This is a genomic window from Paenibacillus sp. NPDC058898 (assembly GCF_049316025.1).
Classification (GTDB): Bacteria; Bacillota; Bacilli; order Paenibacillales; family Paenibacillaceae; genus Paenibacillus_AQ.
In genome coordinates this window covers 424,177-439,393 of sequence record NZ_JBMOSM010000005.1, presented here as the reverse complement: position 1 = coordinate 439,393, position 15,217 = coordinate 424,177, and the positions used below count along the sequence as shown (strand labels likewise).

Below are 15,217 nucleotides of genomic sequence, written 5' to 3'. Positions count from 1 at the left end.
GCCTAATGCTAGTTGCCCAAAAAGTGTTCCGTAATGAACTCCAGCTGGTACTCCAGCGTGGTTGGATCATTAAAATAAATCCGGTTTCCGTCTGCTTCGAATACGCGGCCATTCTTCACCGCCGGGATTTGCTTATACGTCTCGGTTTGCTGGAAGGACGTATCGGCATCGGCAAATTTGCTCAGAATGACATAGTCGCCGGCATACTCCGGCAGCACTTCCGTTGAAAGGGCATAATAGCCGTCCTTCAATGCCATTTCCTTCACTTTTTCCGGCATTTTCAGCTTCATTTCCTGATACAGGATTTCAGTACCGCGGCCCCAGTTATCGCCGTATACATAAAGCTGCTTATTAAAGCTCTCGATAACGGATACGGTGGCGTCTTCTCCGATTTTGGCACGGATGTCCTCGCCGGCTTTTTGCGCCCGTTGTTTGAAATCGTCTATCCAGGCCTGGGCTTCTTTTTCTTTGTTCACAAGCTTGCCGATTTCAAGATGCTGCGTCAAATAATCGACTTTTCCGTAGGTAAAGGTCACGGTTGGGGCAATCTCTTTCAGCTTATCGACGTTCTTGATATTGGACAGGCCGATGATGAGATCGGGATCCAGCTCGATGATTTTCTCCAGGCTTTCATCCGTAACTTCTTCGGCATCCTTGATTTTGTCCGCAAATGCGGGATTGGCTTTGGACCAGGAATCAACGCCCACCATGTTGACGCCGAGCGCAAGCAGGTCGCCTACGTAGGAGGACAGCACAACCACGCGCTGCGGATTGGCAGGCACCTCAACGGGTCCGTTCTCGGACTCATATGTAATGGTTCCGGAGTTGGTTTCGGTTTGTTCGGTTTTCGGTGTTTCTGTCGTTTCTGTATTGCTGCCGCTCGTTTCTGCTGGCTTGGTGCCGCAAGCGCTAAGAATGAACAGCAGTGCGATAAACGGGATGAGTAGTTTCTTCGAAGTTGTCGTTTTGCTGCGTTTTGAGTACATCCTCTTTTTCCCCTTTTAATAGATTGTATGTGATACAGATCGGTTTTGCCGTGCGCGGATCGCGGCCGATCTCTGCGTCGATATGGAATACTTTTTTTAATACGTCGTGCGAAATGACGGCTTCCGGATCTCCGGCCTGAATGATATCCCCATCCTTCATCGCGATAATGTAATCAGCGAATCTGGCAGCTTGGTTTAAATCATGCAGAACCATAACAATGGTACGTTCCTGCTCGATATTAAGCTTCTCCAGCAATTCCAGGATCTCAAGCTGATGCGCCATGTCCAGGTACGTGGTTGGTTCGTCGAGGAAGATCATTTCGGTCTCCTGAGCAAGTGCCATCGCAATCCACACCCGCTGCCTTTGTCCGCCGGACAGAGCATCCACCGAGCGATATTTGTAATCCTGGGTTCCGGTAACCTCCAGCGCCCAGTCAATCACTTCCATATCCTGCTTGGTCAAGCGGCCAAAACCGCGTTGATGAGGATATCGGCCATAGGAGACAAGCTCGCCAACCGTCAAACCGCCGGGTCCTTCCGGAGTTTGGGGCAGAATGGCCAGCTTTTTCGCCAGCAGCTTGGTGTTCATCTTGGCGATTTCTTCTCCATCCAGAATGGCAGCACCGGACTGGTAAGGAATGATGCGGGTAACAGCCTTCAAAAGAGTGGATTTGCCGCAGCCGTTAGGCCCAATAATGGTTGTGATTCTTTTATCGGGAATATCTACATTAAGACGATTCAATATCAGATTCTCGCCGTAACCGACGCTTATTCGATCTGTACTTAGGCGAATCATCATTTCACCTCCAGAGTAGTTAGCTATCAAACGATAATGATTCTCAATTTCATTCATAAATATAATGGGGGGCCGGGTCGTTGTCAATAAATATCTTAATGGAAATTTTAAATAATATTCATGTTTCATCCGAATAATATCCATATATAGATTGGTAGCGTGTTACATGCCTATATATAGGCGAAATTGTGACAATATGAATTTTTTCTAAATGTTTGATTGTAAAACGAAGAAAGGCAACGTATACTAATTGATAATGATAATCATTTACGTTACAAGGTGATCACAAACAGCCTTTTAATCTATAGACCGGGAGTGAAATGCATGAGTGGGAAAGAGATATTTGATGTAACGGTTATTGGTGGAGGACCAGCAGGATTATATTCTGCTTTTTATAGTGGACTGCGCGGCATGAAGACCAAGATTATAGAATATCAACCCATGCTTGGCGGGAAGGTTCACGTCTATCCGGAAAAAATGATATGGGATATCGGCGGGCTGACACCCGTTCCGGGTGCGAAGCTGATCGAACAGATGGTCCAGCAAGGCTTGACGTTTAATCCCGAAGTGCTGTTAAACGAGAAGGTTGAATCGATCGCCCGCAATGAGGAAGGGCTGTTCGAATTACATACGGCGAATTCCGGCGTGCATTTGTCCAAAACGGTTATTGTGGCGGTCGGAGGAGGCATCCTGAATCCGCAGAAGCTGGAGATTGAAGGAGCCGAGCGGTTTGAGGTGTCGAACCTGAACTATACGGTGAAGTCCCTGCAGCACTTCAAGGGCAAAACGGTGATTGTGTCCGGCGGAGGAAACTCGGCCGTGGATTGGGCGAACGAGCTGGAGCCTGTAGCGAAGAAGGTGTACCTGGCCTACCGCAAGGACGAATTGTCAGGCCATGAAGCGCAGGTCGAGCAGCTGATGAACAGCAGGGCCACTTGCCATCTCAATACATCGATTACGAAGCTCATTGCTTCAGATAATCATGAGGTGATTGAACGGGTAGAATTGACCAACAATGCGACGGGAGAAGTTTCCTATCTGGCGGTAGATGAAGTTATTATTAACCATGGCTATGAACGGGATATGTCGCTGCTGGAGAACAGCAAGCTCGATATTCATCGGGTGGATGATTACTATATCGCGGGCAACGCAAGCTGCAATTCTTCCATACCGGGACTGTATGCTGCCGGCGACATCCTGCATTTTGACGGGAAGCTGCACCTGATTGCAGGCGCGTTCCAGGATGCCGCGAACGCGGTGAACAGCGCGAAGCAGTTCATTGAACCGGATGCCAAAAAGTACGCGATGGTCTCTTCGCATAACGAGATGTTCAAAGAGCGCAATCGCGAATTAGTGAAGCAATTGATCAATTAGAGCCTCGGTGCTGAAGAAGGGGAGCCTTTCCGACAAAAGAAAGTCGATGACCGCTTCTTAATAGAATAGGCTGGCGAATGGGCAGTGTGGGGTGTGTACCCGCACTGCTTTTTTACTTTGCTTAAGCAGGTTGGTCTATATCGGTCGGGTGATCATGGCAAAAGTGTTTAGCATCGTGACGATCAACCTTTATTCAGGTGAATAAAATACTATCGTTCTTCAAGATGGCAGCCTGTATAATCCTGAATAAGGGAGTGTGAGCGTAAGTTGAAGATTAAAGTGATCATAGCGGACGATAACTCTTTTATCAGGGAAGGCATGAAAATCATTCTGGCTACGTTTGATGAGTTCGACGTGGTAGCGACGGTTGAAGACGGCCAGGAAGCGGTCGCCTATTGCGAAGCGCATGAAGTGGATGTGGCACTGATGGACGTCCGGATGCCGAATCTGAACGGGGTTGAGGCCACGAAACAGCTTACGGAGCGCACCAAAACCAGGACGCTGATCTTGACGACCTTCGACGACGATGAATATATTACCGACGCGATCCTGAACGGCGCCAAGGGTTATCTGCTGAAGAATAACGACCCGGAAAGGATTCGCGATGCGATCAAAACCGTGTACCACGGCCATCATGTGCTGCAGGACGTCGTGCTGGATAAAATCAAATCCGGGCTGAAGCCGGACAAGGAAGACACCGGTGCCAAGTTCGACCGGAGTCTATTCACCGAACGGGAACTGGATATTATGGCGCTCATCGCCAAAGGGCTGGCCAACAAGGAAATCTCGAAGAAGCTGTTTATTTCCGAAGGCACGATTGCCAATCACATCACTTCGGTTCTCAGCAAGACAGGTCTTGAGCATCGAACCCAGATCGCGATTTTTTATTTGACGGGGGAAGTGAATAAGTGAGCGAACGTCGAAATTATGCCGAATTGTGGGTCATCGGCTTTCAAACGATTCTGTTCCTGTATGTGATCGGCCAGTCTTATGTCTCTGATCTTGCGATAACGCCGTGGTATATCCTTGTCATTCTTCTCTACCTGTCCGTGAACGTATCCGTCTATATTTTCAAGAGCCGGAATGCACAGCCGTGCCTCATGGTATTGGCTATTCTTATTGTCGGGGCTTCCTCATTCTACATCCATCCGCTGTTGTTCCTGCTGCTTCCCGCGAATCTGTATGAACTGCTGTTTTTATACCTTCGCAGGAGCTGGATGATCCTGATCCTCCTATTGCTTCCAGCGCTTATGGTGCCTCACGAGCTTGTCATTACGTATGTTTTTATATCCGTTCTATCCTATATCTATCTTACGATGCTAAGAACTTTTGTAAGCCGAGTCGCATCCTACCAGGAGCAGAGTGAGCATATGCACCTTGAACTGGATCGGTTGACCCAGCGGTTGAGCGAGAATAATGAGTACATCCGGCAGTTTGAATATATGTTCAAGCTGGAAGAGCGAAATCGGCTGTCGCAGGAGATTCATGATAAGATCGGGCATTCCATGACGGGGGCATTGATTCAGATGGAAGCGGCCAAGCGCTTGATGACAACGAATCCGCACAAGTCCGCCGAGCTGCTCCAGAATGCCATATCGATCTCCAAAGAAGGCATTGAGAGTATCAGGCTGGTCCTAAAGAATGTGAAGCCGCCTACGGAACAGCTCGGCATCAACCGGATGCGTTTATTTCTGGAGGAGTTCTCGGCTCAGCATCCAATCAAGACCGTATTGACGCATGAGGGCAACGTGGACCGGATCACGCCGCTGCAGTGGAAAATCATTCAGGATAACACCCAGGAAGCGTTAACCAACACGATGAAGTATGCCAAAGCAACGGCAGTCTCGTTACATATTGAGGTTCTGGGCACCATGATCAAGGCCAAGGTCAGCGACAATGGCAAGGGTATGCAGAAGGTCATCAAGGGTCTTGGGATCGTAGGCATGGAGGAGCGCGCCGCGGTCGTGAATGGAACCGTGATCGTGGATGGCTCCACCGGCTTCTCGGTGACCACTTTGATTCCTTATAGCTAACACCCGGTAAGTTTGATTTGGTGAATTAAGGAGATTGGTCATAGGGGACTTCCTTTCCCCCGAAGGGTGAAGATTTGGGTCCTCAACAACATGAAGATTCTCATGGGTAAGGATGAACTTGTGCACTATCGCAAGGGCATCCTTTTTTCGTACGATACATACAGATCAAGTCCACCGGTTGATGCGTGGATGGAATATGGAGGCGAAACGCGTATGAACGTGCTGGAGATCAAAGGGCTCACGAAAAAGTTTGGGGATTTCATAGCGGTAGATCAGTTGTCGTTGAACATACGGGAAGGCGAGATCTTCGGCTTCCTGGGCGCAAATGGAGCTGGCAAGAGCACAACCATCAATATCATATCGTCGCTCATGCCCATGACCAAGGGAGAGGTTCATATCCTGGGCAAGAATCTGGTGAAGCATCGAAAGTTCGCGAAGCAGCAGATCGGTATGGTTCCGCAAGAGGTTGCGATTTATGAGGATCTGACCGCCTATGAGAATGTTCATTTTTTTGCCGGATTGTATGGATTGAGAGGATCGGAGTTGAAGAGCAGGGCAGAGGAGGCCCTCGCCTTCGTCGGACTCAGCGACAAACATAAGATATACCCGAAGAGTTTCTCCGGGGGCATGAAGAGACGACTGAATATCGCCTGCGCCATTGCTCACAGACCAAAGCTGATCATCATGGATGAGCCGACCGTCGGCATCGATCCTCAATCGAGGAATTATATCCTGAATTCGGTCAGGAAGCTGAACGAGATGGGCAGCACGATCCTGTACACGAGCCATTATATGGAGGAAGTGGAGGAGCTCTGCACCCGGATTGCCATTATCGACCACGGCAAGATCATAGCGGAGGGCACGAAGGCACAGCTGAAGGCCATCATCACGGACCAGAAGGATATCGGAATTGAAGTACAATCGGCCACCCATCTTGAAGTGAGCAAGTTGGAGGACATTGCAGGCGTCAAAGCGGTTGAAGTGAAGGAAAATATCGTGCACATCAGCTCCGATGCAGAGGTCAATAACTTGAATAAAATCATTCAACAATTCACGGCGCAAGGCATCGAGATTCGTTCCATTCAAGCCTCCGAGCCGAATTTGGAAACGGTGTTCCTGACGCTGACCGGCAGGAGCCTCCGGGATTAACAGACCAGGGAAGAGGGGGTGGAAGGATATGAACGTACTGAGAATCGCACTGAAGGAGATGAAGATCGTCCGGGAGGTACGGATGCTGGTATTTATGCTGGCAACGCCCGTGCTGCTCATTTTGATCCTAGGGACGGCGCTGTCGAGCGCTTTTAACGGCAGTACTGCGATTGGAGACATCCGGGTGTTATACCATGACAGCGGAACGGAACCCGCGCTTACGGAGCAATGGCAGGCATTCACGCAGGAGGCACAGCGTTCATCGGGCATGCTCTTTGAGCAGGCCAAGGAAGGCATGAACGGACAGCAGGAAGTGAGAAACAACCGGTACACCGGTTACGTGGAAATAGACGGTAATGGTATCAACTACGAGGGTAACAGCCGCAACAGCATAGAGAACGGGATTGTGCAGGGGATGTTGTCTGCATTCACCGACCAGTACCGGCTGTCAGGCGCAGCAGCGAAAATCGATCCGGAATATGAGAACAAGCTGCTTGTTAATGATGGAGAGAGCTATGTGGTTGAGTCTTCTATTCAGGGAGCGAGGCAGCCGGGTTCACTTGATTATTTTGCGATTGCGGTGACTACGATGATCATTCTGTATAGCGCCTTGACGGCAGGCGGATTAATCGATAGTGAGCGAAAGCGAAATACCGCGCAGCGCCTATTGGCCTCACCGGTGACGAAAGCCGAAATTTTTGCCGGTAAAATATTGGGCACACTCGCGATCAATGCCGTATTTGTCATCATCGTTGTGCTGATCAGCAAGTATATGTTCAATGCCTATTGGGGTGAGAACCCCATCATGGTGTTCCTGGTTTTGTTCACCGAGATCCTGTTTGCGCTCAGCCTCGGGCTCGGCATCAGTTATGTGCTGAAGGGAAATGCAGCCGGAGCTGTCATCATGGTCATTATTCAACTGGCTGCGTTCTTTGGCGGAGGTTATACGCCGGTTGCAAGCACAACGGGATTCATGAGGGAGGCTGCAACGTATTCTCCCTTGCATTGGTCCAATGAAGCTCTGCTGCAGCTCATTTATTCAGGCAGCGGGTCAGCAGCAATGCATGCGATGATGCTGAATATTGGATTTTCCATCCTGCTGCTGGCCGTAGCCATGATTTCGATGCGAAGAAGGGAGGGACTGTAATGTTGAAGGATATGCTCTGGCTCATTCGTAAGACGGTATTGATCTCGTTGAAGGATTATAAAAACCTGCTGCTCGTTATTGCGCTTCCCATGGTCGGCATTCTGCTGTCCACCTTAATCTACAAGGGTGCCGGAGAGACTTCCGTTACCATTGGCATCGTGAATCACGATATCGAACAGAAAGTCACGCAAGATACGATCGATTTTGTTGCTCAATTGGAGCATACCGAGGCATCGGTCATTAGGGAATCGGAAGCGGATGACTTGGTTGTGTCGGGTGAGCTGGATGCGGTGCTGATCTTCCCCGAGGGGTTTGCGAAAGGCGTAATTCAGGGGACACCCGAGCCGGTCCGGATCGAATCGATTAAGGGAGCTCAGGTTACCGGTTATGTCAAATCGTATCTGAACGCGTACGTCCAGAATATTTCATCCATGGGGGTTATAGCGGATGGCGATGCCGCTGCGTTTAACGAATTATTCAGCGGTTATCGGAGTTCAACGTTTCAATTGTCCACGACTACGGTTGCGGATCAATCGGCCAATCATGATATGACCAACCGGACGATCGGTTACTTGGTTGTGTTCATGTTATTCTCTGCCGTGAATCTATCGGCATTGACAATCCGGGATCGTGAGAACCGTACGTACTATAGACTCTTATCGTCGCCTATTACTGCCCGCAGTTACGTCTTCTCGAATGCTATCGTGAACATCGTTCTGATGATGATCCAGATTGCCGCCACCTTGTTTGTTATGACCCGATTCTTTCACATCGAGCCAGGCATTCCGTTATGGCAGATGTTCCTGATTCTGTCGCTGTTCGCTCTGGTCGCGGTCAGTTTATCGCAGGTCATTGTCGCGTTCTCTGACAGCACCATGATGGCTAACGGAATCCAGACGATGGTGATCATGCCGACTTCGCTGCTGGCAGGGTGCGTATTCCCGCTTTCCGTGATGCCGGAAGCGATTCAGCGAATCGCCGATTTCCTGCCGCAGTATTGGCTGCTCGATACGTTTGGCAAGCTTCAGCAAGGAAGCAAGCTGAATGACATCATGCTAAATGTGGCGATTCTGCTGGCTTTTGCCTTGGCCTTATCGCTGATTGCTACCTACAAGTTTGGGAGAAATAGAGATACACAGAGCTATATTTAAATTTAATGGTGGGGTCACCTTATACTGCACATAGGATCGCCGACTATAAGCGATCAGGGGCTTGCTTAACCAGCACAGCTCCTTTTTTCATTAGTCTAAAACCCGTTCTTCCGGCAAAAAATCTATTGGAAAAAAATGAACAAAGCTATTTCATCTGGAGTTACTCCATGGTTTACAATGAGTTCAGGATACAGGATCTGGTTGAAACGTTGAACGATCGGGGGATGGTAAATGTTGAGTAAAGCGCGAAGTGCCTTGCGGCAAGCCTTTCGCTTCACTGCTACCGGACTGACTCTAGGGGAGAAATGGCGTCTGGCCCTTCCTGGTCCGATCCTGTCAGTCGGAGGAGTGCTCATCCACAATGTGTTCTTGAAGTATTACACGGATATCATCGGTCTCAGTCCGAAGTATGTCGCTTGGGTGTACATTATCTATAACATCTGGAACGCGATTAACGACCCGGTGCTTGGCGTATGGATCGACAGAATGAGGCATCGCGTGCAGCGTGGGAAATACGTCTATATCATGAGAGTGACGGTGCCGTTCATGATCGTTTCCTCCTTCCTCATGATGCTGTCTAATCCGGCATGGGATCAGTGGTTGATCTTTCTGCTGTATACCGGGTTGTTATTTATTTACGACACAGCTGCAACCGCTTACAGTATAGCCTATCAATCGTTTATGCTGATCGCAGCTCCAACCAAGGAGGAACGCATCGATGTTGGTGTGATCCAGAACTACTTATCCCAAGCGATGTCATTTCTGATCACCTTGATTCCGACGCTGCTGCTCGTTGGGGACGGAAAACAGGAGGTTATCATCCCGATCTTCTCTGCCGTAATCGTGGCAGAAGCGATATTCTTCACTTGGGCCCTGAGGGGACTGAGAGAAGATGCGCAAATGTACGAATCACTGGATAAGCAGCATATCGATACAAAAGAGGTTTACAAAGAAGCCTGGCAGATCATCAAATCAAGGCCTTTCCTCACCTTTATTATATTTACCATCGTCACCGGCCTCGTGTTCTTCTACTTTACGCCGTTTCTCTACTACATGGACAGCGTCGTGCAGTCAACGGGTATCGAAGCTACCGTCATCGATGTGAGTACGCATGTGATCGCGCTCCTATTCTTGCCGGTCATGGGATCTATCGTCAAGAAAAACGGAACGAAGAAGAGTGTATACCTGGGGACCATCTTTGTGGTGCTCGGATACGGGGGGATCTTTCTTGCTGACGGCATATGGACCGCGGCGGCATCCTACGTTCTGATCGTCTTTGCTGTGAACTATCTTCGAACGGCAATATCTCCGGCCCCGGCGCTGCTCATCGACGAGAATGAGCGCACGACCGGCGTGCGGAAAACCGGGCTGTTTAACGGATTGTTCTCGTTATTCACGGTCGCCTTCTCTAGCCTGCAAACGGTTATCTTCATTAATGTCATCGGGGCATACGGATATGACGGACTTGCGGCGGAACAGTCCGAGTCCGCCATACTCGGCATTCGGGTAGCAACCGGCTTGATTCCGCTGGCCGCTTTTCTCCTCGGATTAATTCCGCTGGCGTTGTACCCTTTTGATAAGAAAAAAGAGGATGACATCTCCGCGTTCAGCAATAACGCCAGAAGAGGGGGGAAGATGTGAAGGAATCGGCGTTAAATTTGAATTTTACGATTGGCGAAGTGTCCAAAATTCTGGATATCCCGATCGATACCTTGCGTTATTACGATAAGATCGGACTGCTACATTCCCGCAGTCGGGACGCGAACAAGTACCGCTATTATGATCTTGAGCAGTTCGATTCACTCATCACGATTCGAATGCTGCGGGCAATGGATGTGTCGATCGAGCGAATCCAAGAGATGCTTCGGGACAACAGCCTAAACGCTATTCGCAGGCTGCTCTCCGACAAGCGGCAAGACATCGATCGCCAGCGGACTTATTTGAAACATTTGTCTCACAAGCTGGAAGCGTTGGATGTTCAGCTTCAACGGTTCGATAACACGGAGGTCATTGAGCTTGTACTAAGCCACCCGTGCTGGGTGCTCCTTACCGATTCCATCATGGAGAGCGGAGATCATGGACTCGGGAGCAAAGTGCAGCAACAGGTACGAAGAATCCATGCCAGGGAATGGCTTGCATTCTGCCATACCATATCGATTGTGTTGCAAGATAACCTTAACGCAGGCCGTTATCACAATTACCTGTACAATGGCATTCTGTCCACCTTCCCGATGGAGGGTGACTCTTCCGTCTTTCAGAAACTTGAGCCTCGCTACTGTGCCAGAAAATGCGTGGTTATCGGCAGGGACGACTATGCCAAGATGGACGATCACTACGATCAGATGAAAGCTTTCATTCGCAATCGCGGACTAAAGATCGCGGGTCATTCTCTCGAAGTCAATCTCTATAACCAGTACGACAATCATTACATTGAAATTTACATTCCGGTAGAAGAACGATAGGGGGAAGCGGACATGAAAAAATTAGTGATCGACGGACAACGATTCTTGAATGAAGACGGCGCTCAAGTGATCCTGAACGGCATCAATCTCGTATGCAAGGACAAGGCAAAAGGATATGTTGAGCCCTGTGATGCAGCTCTGTTCGCCTGGTTCCGCGAACAAGGATTTAACGTTGTCCGTCTAGGTCTAATATGGGATGGCGTCGAGCCGGAGCCTGGGGTCTACGACGATGCGTATTTGAGCAGAATCAAGCAGCAAGTTGTATGGGCTGAGCAGAATGATCTCTATGTTTTTTTGGATATGCATCAGGATTTGTACAGCTTGCTCTACGGCGACGGTGCTCCCGCATGGGCCACCATCTCCGATGATCTTCCTCATGTTACCGGACATATTTGGAGTGACGCCTACCTGGAAAGTCCGGCTGTGAACCGCGCTCTGGATCACTTCTGGCGGAATACGTCCGCTTCCGACGGGATCGGCCTGCAGGATCACTATGCAGCGATGTGGAAGCATGCGGCACAGTTTATGGCTGATTGTCCGAATATCATCGGTTATGACATGATGAACGAGCCGTACCCCGGAACAAGCGGACAGGAGGTGCTTGGCACCATCATTGCCTCATATGCGGGGCATGTGATGGGAATAGCCGACCCGAACATGGAACAGCTTGCCGGACTCTGGTTTGACGAGGAAAAGAGGCTAGAGGTTCTTGCCGGGATGGCGGAGATGGATACGTACCGCATACTCGTCGACAGCGCCAGAGAAGTCTCGCAAATCTTCGAACGGGAAGTTCTCGCACCCTTTTTCAACAAGACAGCGGCAGCCATTCGCTCCGTTTCCCCGGACGGATTTTTGATGCTGGAAACGAGCTATTTCTCGAACATGGGGATCGAGTCCGGCTTGCAGCTAGTGCAGGATCCAGCTGGTCAAACCTTACACCATCAGGTGTTTGCACCGCACGGCTATGATCTGGTGGTCGATACGGAGCATTATGACATTTACAATCAGGATCGCGTCCAGCTGATTTTTGCTACCCATCGCAAGGTGCAGGAACGATTGAACGTGCCGGTCCTGGTCGGGGAATGGGGGGCCTTCTCCCAACATCCGGCAACCTTTCAGCTTTCCAAGCAGATCATTGCGATATTTGAGCGGTATCTTTGGAGCAATACATACTGGTGTTGGTGTGACGGCTTCAAGGAAGCCCCATATGTCAAAGCGTTGAATCGCGCGTATCCGCAAGCGACAGCCGGCGTGCTCTCAGCATACCGTTATGATCAGGATAACGGCAGTTTAAGTATAGATTTCGTTTCATCCGTTGGAGAGACGTTGATTTACCATCCCTATCTGGAATCGATATCCAGGAGCGACGTGGCGGTTGCCGGTACGGACGCCTATCAACTCGAGTTGCGCCCTTTCCTGGATTCGAAGAGTGGCATCTTGGCGATCACTGTTCCTGATCAAGGAAACAAGATTACGGTTACGATAGGGAGATGATGTCAAGGGGGCTGGAACGACATAGCAGGCATTTCAATAAATAAGGCGAGAATAAGAAGAACCATGGGGTTAAAGCGAGGCGGGACAGACTAAAGCGGCGTAGATACTTGTGTACAATGTAAAAAGGCATGCCAACAAAATAAGCAGGGCGTCCCTTGTTCTGATTCCCGATAAGGAAACAATCATCAAGGGGACGCCCTCTCGGTTCTTTCAGAACGTGACCAATCCCATCGCTTTCTTGGCGGCAAGCAGTGTTGGGCCTGCGGTTTCGGAAGCCCGCTTCGCTCCGTCCATCATAATGTGATCAAGCTCGGAGGAATTCACGATTTGATGGAACTTCTCCTGGATCGGCTGAAGTTTTTCGATGACCACCTCGGCCAATTCCTTCTTGAACGTGCCGTATCCTTGGCCCTCATACCGTTTCTCGATGACGGAGATGGCTTCCTCGGAGAATACGGAGTAAATCTCGATCAGATTGCTGACCGCCGGTTTCTGCTCCCAGTCATGCCGGACCTGGCCATCGGAGTCGGTAACGGCTTTGGAGAATTTCTTGCGGATATCCTCCGGCGTATCCATCATGTGGACGCAGCTATTTTTATTCGGATTGCTCTTGCTCATCTTTTTGGACGGATCGTCAAGGCCCATGATGCGGGAGCCAATATCCTGAATGATCGGCTCGGGAAGCGTAAATGTGTGTCTATACCGGTTATTGAAGCGCTCGGCTACGTCACGGGTCAGTTCCAAATGCTGCTTCTGGTCGTCACCGACAGGCACATGCGTTGCCTGGTAGAGCAGCACATCGGCAGCCATCAGGACCGGATACGTGAACAACGCAGAGCTTACGGTATCTTTTCCGTCCGATTTCTCCTTGAATTGGGTCATCCGCTTTAATTCCCCGAAATGCGCCTGCGTCTCCAGCAACCACCCGAGCTCCACATGCGCAGGGACCTGGGATTGCAGAAAGATCGTCGCTTTATCGGGGTCAATGCCTGACGCAATGTATAGAGCGGCTATGTCTCGTGTGCGCTGGTGCAGCTCCTTGGGATCCTGATAGACCGTGACCGCATGCAGATCCGGCACGAAGAAATAGGACTCATACTCATGCTGCAGCTTCACATACTGACGGAGAGCACCCCCGTATCCGCCAATATTCAAATCTCCACTCGGCTTAATTCCTGACAATAATCGTTTCATAAAAGACACCTCCCTGATTGTTTGCGAACAACACAAAAACACCTCATCCCTCTATGGGACGAAGTGTAACTTCGCGGTACCACCCAAATTCGACTGTACGGTCGCTCTTAAGCATGACGTGGAAATGGGGAAAATGCACCATTATTCCTGTCATATCTCCCAAAATAACGGTGGAGAGCCGTCAAGGCCTACTGCTCCGGCACAGATCGGAGGTTCGGGTTGAAGCGAGAAGATCCATTCACTTATTCCGGGGTACCGGGCCTCGCACCATTCGCCGGTTCGCTTGGACCTCGAGAGATAAGCTACTATTTCTTCTCATAGCCGTGTGGTATGTTGTTCTTAAGTTCATCAGCAGCTGCTCTTCGGATAAGAAGAGAGCAAGATGAATATGATGAGAATCATTACACAGGTGTTAGGTGAATGTCAAGAGGGTATGGGGAGGATTCATGATGAGGGATAATGATACGGCGATTCTCGGAGACGGATTATCCATACTGTCGCAGAGTAGACGGCAAACGGGGGATATTTGGCAAGCCCATTACGGAGCGGCCGCGATCGCGGGTTATTTTTTTATAAAAGCAAACCATTTGACCGGGAAGGTCGAAGAGGCTGTGGCAGCGGAGAACCGGAGGATGCTCGGCAAGTATTTGCAGCCGGGAACGGTGACAGAGGAAAGCGTGAGCGTGGAAAGCGCCGAATCACTGATTCTTGCGGCCCTTGACGATACGATTGATGGTTTGCACTGGGTCGGGCACAATGTGATCTATGCCGCAATAAGTCTGGCTGCACTCCACGAGCTTGGAGGCGGTCTCTGCCATGAAGCAACCGATATTGCGGAATTAGTCTCCTCTTTCGTGAAGACGATTCCGGGAAGGTCCTGGATCGGATATTCTGCAGCCGAGGTCAAACGGTTGACCCTGGATGAACTTGACGGGATATCTGAAATAACGGACGGCGATCAGCTCTCGGCATTTATTTTGAACGAACTGGCCTCTTATTCGGTGATCTACAGAGCGGAAGCCCATCATGATTTGATGGGGCATATGCTGACCTTCTCACATGCCTTAAACATATTGTACGATCTTGGCCACCACGCTTATTTCCATAGAGGCTTGCCGGGTTTACTCAAAATCGTGAAGGTGCTCCGTACCAGCAACCAGCTGGACCCTGCAGAGCCGATCCGAATCGTATCTCCGGTGGATCGGCTGCCACTTGTGGAGGCTGCAAGATCGTCTTATTTGCCGCATCAGTCGGAGTACTGGGCGGGTATCGACGGGGCTGCGACCGACTGGGACTTCGGCCATCTCTTTAAATTCCCATTTAGTTTCTATCATCATTGGAACCGTGTTTCGGAAGCGCCGGCGAAGGCAATGGAGAATTTCCGATATATCATCCATCCGGTGTAGACGATAATTTCCTGAAGAGGGGTAA

Annotated in this window: 13 protein-coding genes and 1 other annotated feature; of the genes, 10 read left to right on the top strand and 3 right to left on the bottom strand. The window is 49.9% G+C overall.

Going from position 1 to position 15,217, the window contains the following annotated elements; translation table 11 throughout:
- Positions 1-8 precede the first annotated feature (8 nt).
- Together ACOZB4_RS16830 and ACOZB4_RS16825 are read right to left on the bottom strand one after the other, a co-directional pair.
- Positions 9-986, bottom strand: coding sequence for an iron-hydroxamate ABC transporter substrate-binding protein (locus ACOZB4_RS16830; protein ID WP_379413240.1), 978 nt, complete (start codon positions 984-986; stop codon positions 9-11).
- Complete coding sequence (locus tag ACOZB4_RS16825; RefSeq protein WP_379413335.1) at positions 910-1,782, bottom strand: ABC transporter ATP-binding protein; 873 nt, start codon at positions 1,780-1,782, stop codon at positions 910-912. The genes ACOZB4_RS16830 and ACOZB4_RS16825 overlap by 77 nt, the downstream gene beginning before the upstream one ends.
- A gap of 324 nt (positions 1,783-2,106) precedes the next feature.
- On the opposite strand from ACOZB4_RS16825, the gene ACOZB4_RS16820 reads away from it, so the two are divergent.
- The 9 genes from ACOZB4_RS16820 to ACOZB4_RS16780 all read left to right on the top strand — a co-directional run bounded on the left by ACOZB4_RS16820 (position 2,107) and on the right by ACOZB4_RS16780 (position 12,592).
- A complete protein-coding gene (locus ACOZB4_RS16820) occupies positions 2,107-3,156 on the top strand; it encodes an NAD(P)/FAD-dependent oxidoreductase (RefSeq protein ID WP_379413242.1) in 1,050 nt (349 codons plus the stop codon).
- Positions 3,157-3,423: 267 nt separating this feature from the next.
- Positions 3,424-4,068: a response regulator transcription factor gene (locus ACOZB4_RS16815; protein WP_339291991.1), complete on the top strand. Its 645-nt coding sequence runs from the start codon at positions 3,424-3,426 to the stop codon at positions 4,066-4,068.
- Positions 4,065-5,189, top strand: a complete 1,125-nt coding sequence (locus ACOZB4_RS16810) for a sensor histidine kinase (RefSeq protein WP_379413247.1) — start codon at positions 4,065-4,067, stop codon at positions 5,187-5,189. The genes ACOZB4_RS16815 and ACOZB4_RS16810 overlap by 4 nt, the downstream gene beginning before the upstream one ends.
- Positions 5,190-5,402: 213 nt before the next feature.
- Positions 5,403-6,338 (top strand): ABC transporter ATP-binding protein, encoded by a 936-nt coding sequence (locus tag ACOZB4_RS16805; protein ID WP_379413339.1) that lies wholly within the window; start codon positions 5,403-5,405, stop codon positions 6,336-6,338.
- 28 nt (positions 6,339-6,366) lie between these two features.
- Positions 6,367-7,485 (top strand): ABC transporter permease, encoded by a 1,119-nt coding sequence (locus ACOZB4_RS16800; protein ID WP_379413250.1) that lies wholly within the window; start codon positions 6,367-6,369, stop codon positions 7,483-7,485.
- Complete coding sequence (locus ACOZB4_RS16795) at positions 7,485-8,636, top strand: ABC transporter permease (RefSeq protein WP_379413254.1); 1,152 nt, start codon at positions 7,485-7,487, stop codon at positions 8,634-8,636. Before ACOZB4_RS16800 ends, ACOZB4_RS16795 begins: the two co-directional genes overlap by 1 nt.
- Positions 8,637-8,867: 231 nt before the next feature.
- Positions 8,868-10,277, top strand: a complete 1,410-nt coding sequence (locus ACOZB4_RS16790) for an MFS transporter (protein WP_379413257.1) — start codon at positions 8,868-8,870, stop codon at positions 10,275-10,277.
- Complete coding sequence (locus ACOZB4_RS16785) at positions 10,274-11,098, top strand: MerR family transcriptional regulator (protein WP_379413259.1); 825 nt, start codon at positions 10,274-10,276, stop codon at positions 11,096-11,098. Before ACOZB4_RS16790 ends, ACOZB4_RS16785 begins: the two co-directional genes overlap by 4 nt.
- A gap of 12 nt (positions 11,099-11,110) precedes the next feature.
- The gene (locus ACOZB4_RS16780; protein WP_379413263.1) at positions 11,111-12,592 is read left to right on the top strand and encodes a cellulase family glycosylhydrolase; all 1,482 of its coding nucleotides are present in this window, start codon (positions 11,111-11,113) and stop codon (positions 12,590-12,592) included.
- A gap of 210 nt (positions 12,593-12,802) precedes the next feature.
- On the opposite strand, the gene trpS is transcribed toward ACOZB4_RS16780, so the two are convergent.
- Positions 12,803-13,786, bottom strand: coding sequence for a tryptophan--tRNA ligase (gene trpS / locus ACOZB4_RS16775; protein WP_379413266.1), 984 nt, complete (start codon positions 13,784-13,786; stop codon positions 12,803-12,805).
- Positions 13,787-13,837: 51 nt separating this feature from the next.
- Positions 13,838-14,114, bottom strand: a binding site (T-box leader).
- A gap of 121 nt (positions 14,115-14,235) precedes the next feature.
- Here trpS and ACOZB4_RS16770 point away from each other — a divergent pair.
- Entirely contained in the window at positions 14,236-15,192 is a 957-nt protein-coding gene (locus ACOZB4_RS16770) for a hypothetical protein (protein ID WP_379413342.1), read from the top strand.
- Positions 15,193-15,217 lie beyond the last annotated feature (25 nt).